The following is an 18,306-nucleotide window of genomic DNA, read 5'->3' as shown; positions in this document are numbered from 1 at the left end:
TGGTCGATAAGTGCCGGGGTCAGGAGATCCCGAATTCCTTGCTGAGGAGGGCGACGAGTTCCTCGGCGGAGGCGTCGGCGAGCTGCTCGCCCAGCCCCTCCTCCGTCGACGGTTCGGCTTTCGCCTCCAGCCGTGCGGCGAGCGCCCGCAGCCGGGCGACGGTCGCCGTGCGGTCGTCCTCGTCGAGCCGTGCGTCCCCCAACGCGCTGTCCAGCCGGTCGAGTTGGCCGAGGAGCGCGGCGGCCGAGCCGGGTCCGTCCGAGCCGAGGGCGTCGAGCAGGTGCCGGCCGACGGCCCGGGGGGTGGGGTGGTCGAAGGTGACGGTCGCGGGGAGGGTGAGCCCGGTCGCCGCACCGAGCCGGTTGCGCAGCTCGACTGCGGTGAGCGAGTCGAACCCGAGGTCGGTGAAGGGCTGTTCGGCGTGTACGCGGCCCGGATCGGTGTGCCCGAGCACCGCGCAGGCGCTGCGGACGACCAGGTCGGTGAGGTGCTCCCACCGCTCCTCCGGGCTCATCGCGTCCAGCGTCCCGCGCAGGGTGGCGGTGTCCGTACGGGGTGCCGCCGCGCTCACCGACCGGCGGGCGGCGGGGCGTTCGAGCCCGGCGAGGAGGGGCGGCAGGGGGCGGGGGAGCTTGCCGGTGTCGATGGTGAGGGGGATGAGGTGGGCGGCGGGGTGGTTCAGGGAGGCGTCGAACAGGGCGAGCGCCTTGTCCACGGGCAGGGGCGGGAACCCGGAGTCGGCCAGGCGGCGGACCTCGGCGTCGGTGAGACCGGCTGCCATACCGGTACCGGACCACAGCCCCCACGACAGCGCCTGTCCGGGGAGACCGAGCCTCCTCCGTTCGGCGACCACCGCGTCCGCAGCGGCGTTCGCGGCGGCGTAAGCACCCTGCCCCGGAGCACCGAACACCCCGGCGGCCGAGGAGAAGACGGTGAAGAACGCGAGGTCGCGATCCCGGGTCGCCTCGTCCAGTACGGCAGCCCCGTGCGCCTTGGCCGCCCACACCCCGGCGATCCGCTCAGGCGTCAACTCCGTGACGACACCGTCGTCCAGCACACCCGCCGCATGCACGACACCCACGAGGTCGGGGAGGCTGTCGACCAGCGCCTTCACCTGCTCCACGTCCGCAACGTCGACACCCTCACGCCTGGAGGCGACAACCACCCTGTGACCGGCGTCGCTCAGGTGTCGTACGACCTCCGCGCCCACCCCGCCATGACCGCCGGTGACCAGGACGGTGCCTCGGGCGAGGCGGGGAACCGTCAGCACGACCTTGCCCACATGCCGTGCCTGGCTCATGTACCGGAACGCGGGGACGGCCTCACGCACGTCCCAGCAGGTCACCGGCAGCGGGGTCAACGCACCCTCGTCGAACAGCTTCTTCAGCTCACCGAACATCTCCTGGATGCGCCGGGGCCCCGCCTCGATCAGATCGAACGCGCGATACGTCACCCCTTCGGGCTCACGGAGGTCGGTCTTGCCCATCTCGATGAACCGCCCGCCCGGGGCGAGCAGCTTGAACGAGGCGTCGATGAACTCCCCGGCCAGCGAGTTCAGTACGACATCGACCTGGGGGAAGCTGGCCCCGAAGGACGTGTCCCGAGACGACCTGATGTGCTCGGCGTCCAGCGGCACCGCATGCTGCTTCGCCGGACTCGCCGTCGCGAACACCTCCGCACCCGCATGCCGGGCGAGTTGGACGGCGGCCGTCCCCACCCCGCCGGCGGCGGAGTGCACCAACACCCGCTCCCCCGTCCGGAGCCCGCCCAGGTCGAACAGCCCGTACCAGGCCGTCAGGAACGCCAACGGCACCGAAGCGGCCTGCGCGAACGTCCACCCCTCCGGAATCCGGCTCCACGTCCGGAAATCCGAGACGACCTCGGGCCCGAACGACCCGGTGGCCAGCCCCATGACCCGGTCCCCGACCGCGATCCCGGTGACCCCTCGCCCGATCTCGGCCACGACACCGGCCGCTTCGAGTCCAGGCAACCCGGGATCACCCGGATACATCCCCAACACGTTCAGCACATCACGGAAGTTGACGCCAGCCGCCCGCACGGACACCCGGATCTCACCGGGCCCGAGCGCCACCCTCTCCAAGGGGGAGACGGCCAGCCCGGTGACAGCCCCCCGCTCCCCGATCCCGACCCGCCAGGCACCCTCGCCGGGCACCTCCAGGACCTCGTCACCGACGATCGGCACAACCCGAGGTGCGAACAACTCACCTCCCCGGAGCCGGAGTTGCGGCTCCCCGAGCCCGGCGACCCCGGCGACCGCACCCCCGTCGGAGTCCACGAGCACGATCCGCCCGGGATGCTCCGACTGGGCCGACCGCAGCAGCCCCCACACCCCGGCGACCGCCGGATCGGTGTCCGAGCCCTGCCCGACCACCACGAGGACCTTCCCGGGCCCGCTCAGGAACTCCTGCACGACAGCGAGCGCGTCAGTGGCCTGGACCCCGTCGGGCACCTGCCACTCGGCATACTCGACCTCCTCGGCGGCGGCCGTGACCGGCACCCACTCCACCCGGTACAGCGAGGACGCCGCCTGTTCGGCGGACGCCTCCGCGACGGCCGTCGGCGCGACCTCGCGCAAGGTGAGCCGGTCGACGGAGAGCACGGGTCCGCCGTCGCGGTCGACGGCCATGACGGAGACGGTGCTGTCGCTGTGCTTGGTGATACGGGCGCGGACGGCGGTCGCCCCGGCCGCGTGCAGGACGACTCTGTTCCACGAGTACGGCAGGAGGGGCGCCTCTCCCTCGGGAAGGAGCTTGCCGAGGGCGTGCAGGACGCCGTCCAGGAGGGCGGGGTGGATGCCGAAGCCGGTGGCGCGTTCGTGTTCTGCGGCGGGGAGTTCGATGTCGGTGACGACGTGGTCCCGCTTGCGGCGGATCGCCTTCAGGCTCTGGAAGGCGGGTCCGTAGTGCATGCCCTTACGGGCGAAGTGGGCGTACTCGCCACTGATGTCGAGGGTCTCCCCGCCGACGCGGGCGAGGCCGGTGGCCAGGGCGAGGGTCTCCTCCGTCTGGTCGCTGCCGGAGAGAGCGCCGGTGACGTGGGCGGTCCAGGTGCCGTCGCCGCCGGACTCGCGGCGCGAGTAGAACGCGAACGGCCGGTCCCCGGTACCCTCTTGGGCGGCCCCGACCGTCAACCGGAGCTGGGTCGCGCCGTGTTCGGCGAGGACGAGGGGCGCGTACGAGATCAGCTCCTCCAGGGTTCCGCAGCCGACCTCGTCGCCGGCCCGGATCGCCATCTCGACGAGGGCCGCTCCGGGGACGACGACCTGGTCGAGGACTCGGTGGTCGGTGAGCCAGGGGTGGGTGTCGAGGGAGAGGCGGCCGGTGAGGACGACGCCGTCGGTGTCGGGGAGTTCGACGGCGGCGCCCAGGATGGGGTGGGCGGCTGCGGTGACGCCGAGGGCGCGGGCGTCGGCGGTGGTGTGGGGGACGTCGAGCCAGTAGTGGTCGCGCTGGAAGGCGTAGGTGGGGAGGTCGACGAGTTCGGCGCCGGGGAAGAGGGGGGACCAGTCCACCGTGACGCCGTGGCAGTGGAGTTCACCGAGCGCGGTGAGGAGGCTGAGCGGTTCGTCGCGGTCCTTGCGGAGGGCGGCGACCGCGCAGGCCGGGGGTTCGGGGGCCAGGCCGACCTGGGTGGTGAGTGTGGAGTCGGCGCCGAGTTCGAAGACGGCGGTGATGCCCTGGTCGGCGAGGGTGGTGACGTTGTCGGCGAACAGGACGGCGTGGCGGAGGTGCTCGACCCAGTAGGCGGGGTCGGTCCAGCGGTCCGCTATGCCACCCGTGACGTTGGAGAGGCCGAGCAGTTCGGGGTCCTTGAAGGTGACGTCGTCCAGGACGGCACGGAATTCCGCGAGTACCGGCTCCATGCGGGCGCTGTGGAAGGCGTGGGAGACCTTGAGGCGGGTCGTCTTCCAGTCCCGTTCCCGCGCCTTCTCGACCACTGCGGCGACGGCTGCTTCGTCGCCGGAGATCACCACGGAGGACTCGGCGTTGACCGCGCCGATCTCCACGCCGTCGGTCAACAGGTCCTCGACCTGGGCGCGTTGGGCCGCGATGGACGCCATGGCTCCGCCCTCAGGGAGGGCGTCCATCAGGCGGGCGCGGGCCGCGACGATCCGGCACGCGTCCTCCAACGACCACACCCCAGCCGCATAAGCAGCCGCGAACTCACCGAGCGAATGCCCGCCCACCACGTCAGCCTTGACGCCGAACGACGACACCAACTCGTACAGCGCCACCTCCAACGCGAACAAAGCCGGTTGAGCAACACCCGTACGGTCCAGGTCCGTTACATCGCGCGAGATCCCCAGCTGTTCCGCAGCCCGGTCGTACGCCTCAGCGAAGACGGGGAAGCGGTCGTACAACTCCGCGCCCATCCCGTGCCGTTGGGAGCCCTGGCCGCCGAACAGCAGGGCAAGGCGGCGTCCGCCTGTGGCGGGGGTCGTGTCCTTCTCGGCAAGCGTGAACTCGTCGTGCTCGCGTCCCAGATACACGGCCCGGTAGTCGAGGTGGGTGCGGCCGACGGCGAGGGTGTGGCCAATGTCCGCGACCGGCACCTCGGGGTGCTCGGCGGCGAACTCCCGGAGGCGGTCAGCCTGTTGGCGCAGGGCTTGCGGTGTCCTGCCGGACAGCATCCACGGTACGAGTCCGGGCTCGCCCTTGGCGGCGGGTTCGGCGTCCGGTGCCTGTTCCAGCACGATGTGGGCGTTGGTCCCGCTGACCCCGAACGACGAGACCGCGCCCCGGCGTTCCCGGCCCGTCTCGGGCCAGGGGGTGTCCTCGGTGAGCAGGGACACCGCGCCGCTGCTCCAGTCGACGTGGCTGGAGGGCCGGGACACGTGCAGGGTCCGGGGCAGGAGGCCCGCGCGCAGCGCCATGACCATCTTGATGACGCCGGCGACCCCGGAGGCGGTCTGCGCGTGTCCGATGTTCGACTTCACCGACCCGAGCCACACGGGCTCCTCGGCGGAGCGTCCGGCCCCGTACGTCGCGAGCATCGCCTGCGCCTCGATGGGGTCGCCGAGGGAGGTCCCGGTGCCGTGGGCCTCGACGGCGTCGACGTCGGCCGTGGTGAGGCGGGCGTCGGCGAGGGCGGCGTGGATGACGCGTTCCTGTGCGGGCCCGTTGGGCGCGGTGAGGCCGTTGGAGGCGCCGTCCTGGTTGACGGCCGTTCCCCGGATCACGGCGAGAATGCGGCGGCCGTTGCGCCGGGCGTCGCTGAGGCGTTCCAGGACGACGACGCCGGCGCCCTCGGCCCAGACGGTGCCGTCGGCGTCGTCCGAGAAGGACTTGCAGCGCCCGTCGGGGGCGAGGCCCCGCTGGCGGGAGAACTCCAGGAAGATCGCCGGGCTGGCGATGACGGAGACGCCGCCGGACAGGGCCATCGAGCACTCCCCGGCGCGCAGGGAGCGGACGGCCAGGTGGAGGGCGACGAGGGCGGAGGAGCAGGCGGTGTCGACGGTGAGGGCCGGGCCTTCGAGGCCGAGGGAGTAGGAGATGCGGCCGGAGGCGACGCTCGGGGTGTTGCCGGTGAGGAGGTAGCCCTCGACGTCCTTGTGTCCGGAGCGGGCGTCGCGGTCGTAGTCCTGGGCGGAGGCCCCGATGAACACGCCGGTCGCGGAGCCGCGCAGGCGGGCGCCGTCGATGCCCGCGTGTTCGACGGCCTCCCAGGCGGTCTCCAGGAGGACGCGCTGCTGGGGGTCCATCGCAAGGGCCTCGCGCGGGGAGATCCCGAAGAGTCCGGCGTCGAAGTCGCCGGCGCCGTCGATGAATCCGCCCTGGCACAGGTACGTCTTGCCGGAGGCCGTCGGGTCGGGGTCGTAGAGGGCGTCGGCGTCCCAGCCCCGGTCGGTCGGGAAGGGGCCGAGGGCGTGGCCGTGGCGGGTGACGAAGTCCCAGAGTTCCTGGGGGGAGTTGGTGCTTCCGGGGAAGCGGCAGCCCATGCCGACGATCGCGATCGGCTCGTGGTCGCGTTCCGTCAGGTCGCGCACGAGGCCACGGGTGCGGTGGAGTTCACCGGTCACCCGCTTGAGGTAGTCACGGAGCTTCGTGGTCTCGTCCATGGTTCCGCCATTTCCTTGTGCAGGCCCTGCGGCGCGGCTCAGACGCCGAGCTGCCGGTCGATGAAGTCGAAGAGGTCGTCGTCGGAGCCCGAGGAGAGGCGTTCGGAGACCGACCGGTCGTCGTCGGAGACGGTGGTGTCGAGTTCGGTGAGCAGCCCGAGGAGGCGGGCGACGGCGGCCCGGCGCACGTCGTCCTCCGGTGCCAGCGCGCCGAGTTCGGCGCCGACCCGCTCGATGTCCGCGAGGAGGTCCTGCGCCGGGGTCTCGGGAGCAAGCAGCCCGACGAGGTACTCGGCGGCGTCCCGGCACGTCGGCCGATCAAAGGTCAGAGTCGCCGGCAGGGTCAGTCCCGTCACGGCACCGAGCCGGTTGCGCAGCTCCACGCCGGTCAGCGAGTCGAGCCCCAGTTCCGTGAACGACGCCCCCGGATCGACCCCAGCCGACCCGCCGTACCCGAGCACGGCCGCCGTGTGCGCGGCCACCAACTCGGTGACCCGGTGCAGCCGTTGGGCCGGGGGCAGCTCCGCGAGCCCGGTCGGCGCCTGCGCCACGACGGCGACGGCACGCCGGGGTGCCACCGCGCCCTGCACCTCCCGCAGCAGCGGCGGTACGACGCCGTCGACGCGGCGGGGGGTGATGGTGAGGGGGATGAGGTGGGCGGCGGGGTGTCGCATGGCGGTGTCGAGGAGGGCGAGCGCCTTGTCCACGGGCAGGGGCGGGAACCCGGAGTCGGCGAGGCGGCGGACCTCGGCGTCGGTGAGGCCGGCGGCCATACCCGTGCCGGACCACAGCCCCCAGGACAACGCCTGCCCGGGGAGGCCCAGCCTTCGCCGTTCGGCGACCACCGCGTCCGCAGCGGCGTTCGCGGCGGCGTAAGCGCCCTGTCCTGGAGCGCCGAACACCCCTGCGGCCGAGGAGAACACCACGAAGAATGCGAGATCGCGGTCGCGTGTCGCCTCGTCCAGTACGGCAGCCCCGCGCGCCTTCGCCGCCCACACCCCGGCGATCCGCTCAGGCGTCAACTCCGTGACGACACCGTCGTCCAGCACACCCGCCGCATGCACGACACCCACCAGATCCGGAATCGACCCGACGAGCCCCCGCACCTGCTCCGCGTCCGCGACGTCGACACCCTCACGCCTGGAGGCGACGACCACTTCGTACCCGGCCTCGGCGAGATGCCGGACGACCTCCGCGCCCACGCCCCCGTACCCACCGGTCACCAACACCGTGCCGAGGGCGGCGGTCCGGGGAACGGTCAGCACCACCTTTCCGATGTGCCGGGCGCGGCTCATGTACCGGAACGCGGGGACGGCCTCACGCACGTCCCAGCAGGTCACCGGCAGCGGGGTCAACGCACCCTCGTCGAACAGCTTCTTCAACTCACCGAACATCTTCCGAACCCGCTCGGCCCCCGCCTCCTCGAGGTCAAAGGACCGGTATGTCACCCAGTCCGGCTCACGAAGATCGGTCTTGCCCATTTCGATGAACCGCCCGCCCGGGGCGAGCAGCTTCAGCGAGGCGTCGATGAACTCCCCGGCCAGCGAGTTCAGTACTACATCGACTTGCGGAAACTCCGAGCCGAACGACGTGTCCCGAGACGACCCGATGTGCTCGGCGTCCAGCGGCACAGCATGCTGCTTCGCCGGACTCGCCGTCCCGAACACCTCCGCGCCGACATGCCGAGCGAGCTGCACAGCAGCCATCCCCACCCCGCCGGCGGCGGAGTGCACCAACACCCGCTCCCCCGCCTTGAGTCCACCCAGGTCGAACAGCCCGTACCAAGCGGTCAGGAACGCCAACGGCACCGAGGCGGCCTGCGCGAACGTCCAGCCATCCGGAATCAGGCTCCACGTCCGGAAATCCGAGACGACCTCGGGCCCGAACGACCCACCGCACAGCCCCATGACCCGGTCCCCGACGGCGATACCGGCCACGTCCGCGCCGACCTCCGTCACCACCCCGGCCGCTTCAAGACCGGGCAACCCGGGATCACCCGGGTACATCCCCAACACGTTCAGCACGTCACGGAAGTTGACCCCGGCCGCCCGCACGGACACCCGGATCTCGCCAGGCGCCAACTCCACACGCCGAGCACTCTCGACGACCAACCCGGACACAGCACCCCGCTCCCCCACCCCGACCCGCCAACCACCCTCCAGCGGCACCAACACCCCGTCACCCGCAGTCGACACGACCCGAGGAGCGAACAACTCACCACCGCGCAGGGCGAGTTGCGGCTCCCCAAGCCCCACCACCCCCACCGGCACACCCCCGTCGGAGTCCACCAGGACGATCCGCCCCGGATGCTCCGACTGCGCCGACCGCACCAGCCCCCACACCCCCGCCATCACCGCATCGACGGCCTCCCCCTCCACCGACACCGCACCCCGCCCCACGATCACCAGCACGGAGTCCACCCGCGACACGTCCGTCACGAACTCCCGCACCACCGGCAGCACTTCACCCGACCCCCACCCCTCAGGCACCTCCCACTCGCTGAACTCCCCCTCGCCCACCGCCGCCTCGACCCGCACCCACTCGGTCCGGTACAGCGGCAACTCGGCGTCGGTCAAAGCGAGTTCACCAGCCGAAGCAGCCCGCAGAGTCAGCCGCTCCACGGAGAGAACGGCATGCCCCTCGGTGTCCGTCAGTTCGAGAGACACCGCGTCGGAGCCGACCGCCCTGATCCGGGCGCGCACCGACACCGCCCCCGTGGCCCACAGCCGCACGCCGGACCAGGCGAAGGGCAGCATCGTCCGGTCCGTGTCGGCGCCGTCGAAGCAGTACTTGGTCGCGTGCAGCACGGCGTCGAAGAGCGCGGGATGCACCCCGTACCCGGCGACCGAGCCGGGATCACCGCCCGGCAGCGCCACCTCCGCGAACACCTCGCCGTCCCGTCGCCAAGCAGCCCTCAGCCCACGGAACGTCGGCCCGTACCCGAGCCCCTGCGCGGCGAGCGTCTCGTAGGCGCCCTCCAGCTCGACCGGTTCGGCACCCTCGGGCGGCCAGACTCCGGAGGACTCCGGCCGGGCCTCCCCGGTGTCCCCCAGCGTTCCGGAGGCATGGACGGTCCAGGAAGCGTCCTCGTCGGCACGGGAGTGCACGGCGACCGCCCCGTCCTCCCCGACGACGACCCGCAACTCCGCCTTGCCCGCGCCGGGTTCGGGAAGTGTCAGCGGGGCGTGCAGCACAAGTTCGTCGAGCCCCTGGCCGGCGTGCAGTGCGAGGTCGACCAGTGCCGTGCCGGGGAGGACGATCCCGCCGAAGACGCGGTGATCGGCCAGCCAGGGCCGCTCGGCGGCGGAGAGCACTCCGGTCAGGACCGTGTCGCCGCCCGGGATCTCGACGCTCGCGCCGAGGAGCGGGTGGGTGGTGGCCGGGAGGCCGTGGGGGGTTCCCGTGAGCCAGTAGTGGGTGTGCTGGAAGGCGTAGGTGGGCAGCTCGGCGCGGCCGACGCCGGTGAACAGGGGGGTCCAGTCGACGGGGATGCCGTGGGTGAACAGTTCTCCGAGTGCGGTGAGGAAGGTCAGGGGTTCGTCGCGGTCCTTGCGGAGGGCGGAGACCGCGCAGGCCGGGGGGCGGGTGGCGAGGCCCGCCTGCGTGGTCAAGGTGGAGTCGGCACCGAGTTCGAGGACGGCGGTAATGCCCTGGTCGGCGAGGGTGGACACGTTGTCAGCGAACAGGACCGTGTGGCGGAGGTGGTCGACCCAGTAGGCGGGGTCGGTCCAGCGGTCCGCGATGCCGCCGGTGACGTTGGAGAGGCCGGTCAACTGGGGGGTGTGGAAAGCGACTTGGTCGAGGACGTTACGGAACTCCCCGAGCACTGGTTCCATGCGGGCGCTGTGGAAGGCGTGGGAGACACGCAGAGGGGTGGCCTTCCAGCCGCGCGACCTCGCCTGCTCGACCGCACCGGACACGGCGGCCTCGTCGCCCGATATCACCACGGACGACGGCGAGTTGAGGGCGCCGACCTCGACGCCGTCCGTGAGGAGCAATGACACGTCCGAGGTCGTCACCGAGGCCATCGCACCGCCCTCGGGAAGGCCGTCCATCAGGCGGGCGCGGGCCGCGACGATCCGGCACGCGTCCTCCAACGACCACACCCCGGCCGCATAGGCGGCGGCGAACTCACCGAGTGAATGCCCGCCCACCACGTCAGCCTTGACGCCGAACGACTTCACCAGCTCGTACAGCGCCACCTCCAGCGCGAACAAGGCCGGTTGAGCAACGCCCGTGCGGTCCAGGTCCGTTACGTCACGGGAGATCGCCAGTTGTTCCGCAGCCCGGTCGTACATCTCGGCGAACACAGGGAACCGGTCGTACAACTCCGCGCCCATGCCCAGCCGTTGGGAGCCCTGCCCGCCGAACAGCAGCGCGAGGCGGCGGCCGGAGAGTGCGGGAGTCGTGTCCTTCTCGGCGAGGGTGAACTCCTCGTGCTCTCGTCCCAGGTACACGGCGCGGTGTTCGAGGTGGGTGCGGCCGACGGCGAGGGTGTGGGCGATCTCGGCGACGGGGATGTCCGGGTGGGCGGTGGTGTAGGCGCGGAGCCGGTCGGTCTGGGCGCGGAGGGCCTGGGCGGTCTTGCCGGTCACGATCCATGGGACGAACCCAAAATCGGTGGGCTCGCGTTCCTCGGGCGGCTCGGGTACCTCTTCCAGGATCACGTGGGCGTTGGTGCCGCTGACGCCGAACGAGGAGACGGCTCCCCGTCGCGGGCGGCCGGTCTCGGGCCAGGGCCGCTTCCGCGTGGCGAGTTCGACGGCTCCCGCGTCCCAGTCGACCCGTCCGGAGGGGCGGGCGATGTTGAGGGAGGCGGGGAGGAGGCCGTGGCGCATCGACTGGACGGTCTTGATGATGCCGGCGATCCCGGCGGCGGCCTGCGTGTGGCCGAGGTTGGACTTGATCGAGCCGAGGAACAGGGGGATTTCGCGGTTCTGGCCGTAGGTCGCGAGGACGGCCTGTGCCTCGATGGGGTCGCCGAGGGCGGTGCCGGTGCCGTGGGCCTCGACGACGTCGACGTCGGTCGTCGACAGCCCGGCGTCCGCCAACGCGGCCCGGATGACGCGCTGTTGGGAGGGTCCGTTGGGTGCGGTGAGGCCGTTGGAGGCGCCGTCCTGGTTGACGGCCGAGCCCCGGATGACGGCGAGGATTCGGTGGCCGAGGCGGCGGGCGTCGGAGAGGCGTTCGACGAGGAGGAGGCCGGCGCCCTCGGACCAGCCGGTGCCGTCGGCGTCGTCCGAGAAGGACTTGCAGCGGCCGTCGGGGGCGAGGCCCCGCTGGCGGGAGAACTCCACGAAGAGGTGGGGGGAGGTGAGGATGGTGACGCCTCCCACCAGGGCCGTCGTGCACTCCCCCGCGCGCAGGGCGCGGATCGCGTGGTGGAGGGCGACGAGGGAGGAGGAGCAGGCGGTGTCGACGGAGACGGCGGGGCCTTCGAGGCCGAAGACGTAGGCGAGGCGGCCGGAGGCGACGCTCGGGGTGTTGCCGGTGAGGAGGAGGCCCTCGACGCGGGGGTCGCCGTGTCGGGCGTCGCGGTCGTAGTCCTGGCCGGAGATGCCGAGGTAGACGCCGGTGCGGCTGCCGCGCAGGGTGGCCGGGTCGATGCCGGCGTGTTCGAAGGTCTCCCAGGCGGTCTCCAGGAGGACGCGCTGCTGGGGGTCCATGGCGAGGGCCTCGCGCGGGGAGATCCCGAAGAGGCCCGCGTCGAAGGAGGCGGCCTCCTGGAGGAAGCTGCCTCGGTCGACGGTGGAGGTGCCGGGGGTGTCCGGGTCGGGGTCGAAGAGGGTGTCGAGGGGCCAGCCCCGGTCCGTGGGGAAGCCGCCGACGGTGTCGCGGCCCTCCTCGACGAGCCGCCACAGGGCGTCCGGCGAGTCGACTCCGCCGGGGAACCGGCATCCCATGCCCACGATGGCGACGGGTTCGGTCGCCGTGCGCACGCGCCGCGCGAGCCGCTCGTTCTCCTTGAGCGAGGCGCGCAGCGCGGTCACCAGTTCCTCGTGGGAATCAGCCATTCGGGTCTCCTCCGGGCGGCGGTCCGGACATCTGAGCCGCAGGTTAGGCAGGGTGCGGGGGCGTTTTTTATGGGGCGGGTCCACGGTGTGGGCACTGGCCGCGAATTGGGCTGACGGAGCGTCAGTCCAGGGGGTCGGGCGAGGTGGCGAGCGCCCGGCGGATCAGTTCGCTCGTGTCCATGTCGTCGATGGCGCTGCCCGGCTCGCCGGCCGGGGTCTCGTCGGCCGTCTGGGGTTCTCCGACGAGTTCCGTCACGAGGTGGCGGGCGAGGGCTTCCGGGGTCGGGTGGTCGAAGACGACAGTCGCGGAGAGCCGCAGTCCGGCGGTCTGGGCGAGCCGGTTGCGGAGTTCCACGGCGGTGAGGGAGTCGAAGCCGAGTTCGCTGAACGGCCGTTCCGGCGGGACTCCGTCGATCCCTTCGGCGCGGTCGCGGCCGAGGACGGCGGCAGTGTGCCTGCGCACGAGGTCGGTGGTCTCCCGCAGCGCGGCGGCCGGCGCGAGCCCGGCGAGCCGTGCGGGCAGCGCGCCGTCGGTGGGGGCGGCTGCGGTGGGGCGTGGGGTACGGCGCACCAGGTCCGCCATGGCGGGTGGTGCCGCGTCCAGTCCGGCGAGGTCGAGTTTGACCGGCAGGTAGAGGGCCTCGTCCGTGAGGGTGGCGTGGTCGAACAGCGCCATCCCCTCGGCCCGCTCCAGCGGGCGCATCCCGGCCCGCGCCATCCTCGCGAGGTCGGCCTCCCCGAGGTGCCCGGTGATCCCGCCGTCCTGCCGCCACAGTCCCCAGGCCAGCGAGGTCGCCGCGAGCCCCTGCGCCCGGCGTTTGGCGGCGAGGGCGTCGAGGACGGCGTTGGCGGCGGCGTAGTTGCCCTGCCCGGGTCCGCCGAGGACGGCGGCGGCCGAGGAGAAGAGGGCGAACAGGGCGAGGTCGTCGGTGAGTTCGTGCAGGTGCAGGGCCGCGTCCGCCTTGGGTGCGAGGACGCGCTGAAGTTGTCCGGGGGTGAGGGAGGGGACGACGCCGTCCTCGACGACGCCTGCGGTGTGGACGACGCCGGTGAGGTCCGGGATGGATGCGATCAGCGCGCGTACCTGTTCGCGGTCGCTCACGTCGCAGGCGACGATCCGTGTCTCGGCGCCCAAGTCACGGAGTTCTGCGGCGAGTTCGGCGGCTCCGGGGGTGTCGGCGCCTCGGCGTGAGGTCAGGACGAGGTGTCGTACTCCTCGTTCGGCGGCGAGGTGGCGGGCGGTGAGCGCGCCGAGGTCTCCGGTGCCGCCCGTGATGAGGACGGTGCCGTCGAGGGGGCGTGGGAGGGTGAGGACGACCTTGCCGGTGTGGCGGGCCTCGCGCAGGTGCCGGAACGCCTCGGGGGCGCGGTGGACGTCCCAGGTGGTGACGCGGGGCAGGGTGAGGGCGCCCGTGCCGAACAGGTTCATCAGCTCGACCAGCATGCGCTGGATGTGGTCCTCGCCCGCTTCGAGGACGTCGAACGCCCGGTACCGCACCCCCTTGGGCGCGTTGTCGCGGATGTCGACCTTGCCCATCTCCAGGAACCGTCCACCCTCACGGAGCAGGCGCAGCGAGGTGTCGACGAACTCGCCGGTCAGCGAGTTCAGGACGACGTCCATCTGTCCGAAGCGGTTCCCGAACTCGGTGTCGCGCGAGGAGGCGATCCGCTCGTCGGGGATGCCTGCGGCACGCAGGGTGTCCCATTTCGCGGGGTGCGCGGTGCCGTGGACCTCGGCGCCGAGGTGGTGGGCGAGCTGGGTCGCGGCGGTGCCGACTCCTCCGGCCGCCGCGTGCACGAGGACGCGCTCGCCGGGGCGTACGGCGGCGAGGTCGATGAGGGCGTGGTAGGCGGTCAGGTAGACGAGGGGGACGGCGGCGGCCTGGGCGAACGTCCAGTCGTCGGGGAAGGGGACGACCATGCGCCGGTCGGCTACGGCGACGGGTCCGAATCCGCCGAAGACGAGCCCGGTGACCCGGTCGCCGGGCTTCAGGTCGGTGACGTCGGCGCCGACCTCGGTGACGACGCCGGCCGCCTCGCCGCCGAGCATGCCGGTGATGCTGGGGAACATACCGAGGACGGTGAACACGTCCCGGAAGTTCAGCCCGGCCGCCCGCACGCCGATCCGCACCTGTCCGGCGCCGAGCGGCTCCAGTACCTCCGGGCACGGCACGATCCGCAGGTTCTCGACGGTCCCGGTCCCGGTCATGCCGAGCCGCCAGGCGGGTTCGGCGGGCAGCGGGTCGAGGCCGTCGTACCGGGCGAGCCGGGGGGCGAGGATCTGGCCGTCGCGCAGCGCGGTGCGGGGTTCGCCGGTCGCGACGGCGGCCCGCACCAGCTCCAGCGGCGTGTCGTCCGCGAGGTCCACGAGGGCGATCCGGCCGGGGTTCTCCGACTGCGCCGACCCGACGAGCCCGTGCACGGCGGCGGCCCCGAGATCCTCCCCGAGCGCCCCGCGCGTGAGTACCACCAGCCGCCCGGCCTGCCGCTGGAGCACTTCGAGGGCGGCTGCCGTCGCCTCGTACGGGGTCCCTTCGGGCGGTGACCATACGACGGTGTCGCCGCCGGTCCCTCGCGGCAGCCCGGTGCCGAAGCGGTCCTCCCCTAGGAGCGTCCACGGCTCGTCCGGTACGTCCGTCGGCGCGGTCAGCGGCGTCCAGTCGAGCCGGTACAGCGCGTCCAGCGCGGGGTCACGGGCGATGAGGCGGTCCCCGGTGACCTTGCGGACGGTCAGGGCGTCGACGTCCGCGACGGGGGTGCCCTCGGGGTCGGTGAGGCGCAGGCGTACGGCGGAGCCGCCGAGGTGGGTGAGGGTGACGCGCAGGGCGCGGGCGCCGGAGGCGTGCAGGCGGACCCCGGCGAAGGAGAACGGGACGAACGCGGCGTCCGCGTCGAGGAATCCGCTGAACCGCAGGGCGTGCAGGCAGGCGTCGAGGAGGGCGGGGTGGATGCCGTAGCCCTGGCCGGCGGGGCCGGCCTCGGCGGGGAGTTCGACTTCGGCGTAGACCTCGTCCTCCTTGCGCCAGACGGCGCGCAGGGCGCGGAAGGCGGGGCCGTAGTCGACGCCCACGGCTCGGAGGGCCTGGTAGACGTCCTGGGCGGCGAGGGCGTCGGAGCCGGCGGGGGGCCAGGGGGCGGCCGGTGCGGCGGCCGGCGCGGAGGTTCGTGCGAGGGTCCCGGTCGCGTGGGTGGTCCACGGCGCCCCCGGCAGCTCGGGGCGGGCTTGTATCCGCAGGTCGCCGCCGTTGACGATCGCCCTGAGCCGTACGCCCCCCTCGTCCGGCAGGACCAGCGGCGCGTGCAGGACGAGTTCCTCGATGTCCCCGGCGTCCGCCTCGTCCGCCGCGCGCACCGCGAGTTCGGCGAGGGCGGCGCCCGGGAGGAGGACGCGGTCGAGGACCCGGTGTCCGGCGAGCCAGGGGTGGTCCGTGAGGGAGACGCGGCCCGCGAGCATGACGTCCCCGGCGTCCGGCAGCGGCACGCTCACGCCGAGCAGGGGGTGTCCGGTCGTGTCGAGGCCGAGGCGGTCCGCGCGGGCGGCGCCGGGCGGGTCGCCGAGCCAGTAGGGGCGGCGCTGGAAGGCGTAGGTCGGGAGGTCGGCGTGGCCGACACCGGCGAACAGGGCGTCGAGGCGTACGTCGTGGCCCCGGGCGACGAGCCGTCCGACGCCCGCGACCGTGGTGGCCGCCTCCGGCCTCCCCTTGCGCAGGAGGGGTACGGCGGCCGGGGTGGGGCGGGTGAGCGAGTCGGGGATCAGGGAGGCGAGGCCGCCGCCGGGGCCGACTTCGACGTAGGTGGTGACGCCCTGGCGCTCCAGTTCCGCGATGCCGTCGGCGAAGCGGACCGTTCCGCGGAGCTGGCCGGTCCAGTAGGCGGGGTCGGCGGCTTCGGCGGGGGTGAGGGGGCGGGCGGTGCGGTTCGAGACGACCGGGATGCGCGGGGGGTGGGCGGTGACCGTCTCCAGGACCGCGTGGAAGGGGGCGAGGGCGGCGTCCATGTGGGGTGAGTGGAAGGCGTGGGAGACGCGCAGGCGTTTCACCCGGACGCCCTCGGCGGCCCAGTGGGCGGTGACGGTCTCGACGTCTGCCTCGTCGCCGGAGATCACCACGGAGCGGGGGGAGTTGACGGCGGCGATCACGACACCGCCGGTGAGGCTCGCGGCCACCTCCGCCTCGGGCGCGCCGATCGCGCTCATCGCCCCGCCCCGGGGCAGTGCCTGCATCGCGCGGGCGCGGGCGGCGACGACGGCGCAGGCGTCGGTGAGGGACCAGACTCCGGCGAGGTGGGCGGCGGTGAGTTCGCCGATGGAGTGGCCGATCAGGAGGTCGGGGCGGATGTTCCACGATTCGAGGAGCCGGTACAGGGCGGTCTCCACGGCGAACAGACCGGCCTGCGCGAACGCGGTGTCGTCGAGGCGGGCCGGCGTCTCGCCGAAGATCGCGGCGGCGATGCCGAGGCCGAGGTGGGTGTCGAGTTCGGCGCAGACCTTGTCGAAGGTCTCGGCGAAGACCGGATAGGCGCGGTACAACTCCGCGCCCATGCCGGGGTGTTGGGCGCCCTGGCCGGTGAACACGAACGCGATGCCGCCGCCGTTGCCGTGCTCGATGCGGTCGTCGCTGTCGCCCGCCGCGAGGGCGTCGAGTTCGTCGGGGTGGGTGAGGACGGCCCGGTGGGAGAGGAGGGCGCGGCGGGTGGCGAGGGTGTGGGCCGCTTCGGGGTGGTGGGGGTGGGTGGCCAAGTGGTCGCGGAGGGCGGCGGCCTGGGCGCGTACGGCGGCGGGGCCCTGGCCGGAGACGATCCAGGGGATCACCGGCGGGGTCGCTCCGGTGGCCTGTGGTCCGTCGTCGGGCGCCGACTCCAGGATCACGTGCGCGTTGGTGCCGCTCATGCCGAACCCTGAGACGGCCGCGCGGCGCACCTCGCCCGTCCAGGGGCGTTCCTCGGTGAGGAGTTCGACCGCGCCCGCCGTCCAGTCGACGTCGGGGGTGGGCGCGTCGACGTGGAGGGTGCGGGGCAGGACGCCGTGCCGCATCGCCATCAGCGTCTTGATGACCCCGGCCATGCCCGCCGCGCCCTGGGAGTGCCCGATGTTGGACTTGACCGAGCCCAGCCACAGCGGCCGTTCCCGGTCCTGCCCGTACGTCGCGAGGAGCGCCTGCGCCTCGATGGGGTCGCCGAGCCGGGTGCCGGTGCCGTGGGCCTCGACGGCGTCGACGTCCGCCGGACCGAGCCCGGCGTCCTTCAACGCGGCCCGGATGACGCGTTGTTGGGAGGGTCCGTTGGGTGTGGTGAGCCCGCTGGAGGCGCCGTCCTGGTTGACGGCCGTCCCCCGGACCACTCCGAGGACCCGGTGTCCGAGGCGCCGGGCGTCGCTGAGGCGTTCCAGGACGAGGAGCCCTGCGCCCTCGCTGAAGCCGGTGCCGTCGGCCGCCGCCGCGAACGCCTTGCAGCGGCCGTCGGCGGCCAGGCCGCGCTGGCGGGAGAACTCGACGAACACGGCCGGTTCGGTGATGACGGCGACCCCGGCGGCCAGCGCCGTCCGGCACTCCCCGGCACGCAGGGCGCGCACGGCGAGGTGCAGGGCCACGAGGGAGGAGGAGCAGGCGGTGTCGACGGTGAGCGCCGGGCCCTCGAAGCCGAAGACGTAGGAGAGGCGGCCGGAGACGACGCTGCCCGCCTTGCCGGTGCCGAGGTAGCCCTCCAGGTCGTGCGGGGTGCCGGCGTAGCGGGCGCCGTACTCGGTGGCGCTGATGCCGGTGAAGACGCCGACGTCCTTGCCGCGCAGGGTGTCCGGGTCGATGCCGGCGCGTTCGAAGCCCTCCCAGGCGAGTTCGAGGAGGAGGCGCTGCTGCGGGTCCATGGCCTGGGCCTCGCGCGGGGAGATACCGAAGAAGTCGGCGTCGAATCCGGCGACGTCGTCGAGGAAGCCGCCCCGGCAGGAGGTGATGCCGCCGCGCGTGTCCGGGTCGGGGTCGTAGAGGTCGCGGCCGTCCCAGTGGCGGTCGGTGGGGAAGTCACCGATGACGTCGGCGCCGTCGGCCACCAACTGCCAGAGCTGTTCCGGTGAGTTGGCGCGTCCTGGGTAGCGGCAGGTCATCGCGACGACCGCGATCGGCTCGCGCTGCGCTTCCAACGCGGCACGGGCCTCACGGAGTTGGACGGTCACCTTGTTCAGCATCTGCCGTATGCGGTCGTCCGCCACGTCGTGTTCCT

Annotated in this window: 3 protein-coding genes; all 3 read right to left on the bottom strand. The window is 72.9% G+C overall.

Going from position 1 to position 18,306, the window contains the following annotated elements; all coding sequences use genetic code 11:
• Window positions 1–19: 19 nt before the first annotated feature.
• The gene (locus tag ABZX85_RS24985; RefSeq protein WP_355872584.1) at window positions 20–6,079 is read right to left on the bottom strand and encodes a beta-ketoacyl synthase N-terminal-like domain-containing protein; all 6,060 of its coding nucleotides are present in this window, start codon (window positions 6,077–6,079) and stop codon (window positions 20–22) included.
• Between the two features lie 38 nt (window positions 6,080–6,117).
• The gene (locus ABZX85_RS24980; RefSeq protein ID WP_355872582.1) at window positions 6,118–12,093 is read right to left on the bottom strand and encodes a beta-ketoacyl synthase N-terminal-like domain-containing protein; all 5,976 of its coding nucleotides are present in this window, start codon (window positions 12,091–12,093) and stop codon (window positions 6,118–6,120) included.
• A gap of 121 nt (window positions 12,094–12,214) precedes the next feature.
• Window positions 12,215–18,295 carry a type I polyketide synthase gene (locus ABZX85_RS24975; RefSeq protein ID WP_355872580.1) on the bottom strand — a complete coding sequence of 2,027 codons (6,081 nt, stop codon included), beginning with the start codon at window positions 18,293–18,295 and terminating at the stop codon, window positions 12,215–12,217.
• Window positions 18,296–18,306: the final 11 nt, after the last annotated feature.

Source organism: Streptomyces sp. NPDC004539 (genome assembly GCF_040610055.1).
Lineage (GTDB): Bacteria > Actinomycetota > Actinomycetes > Streptomycetales > Streptomycetaceae > Streptomyces.
This window is presented reverse-complemented; position numbering and strand designations above follow the sequence as displayed.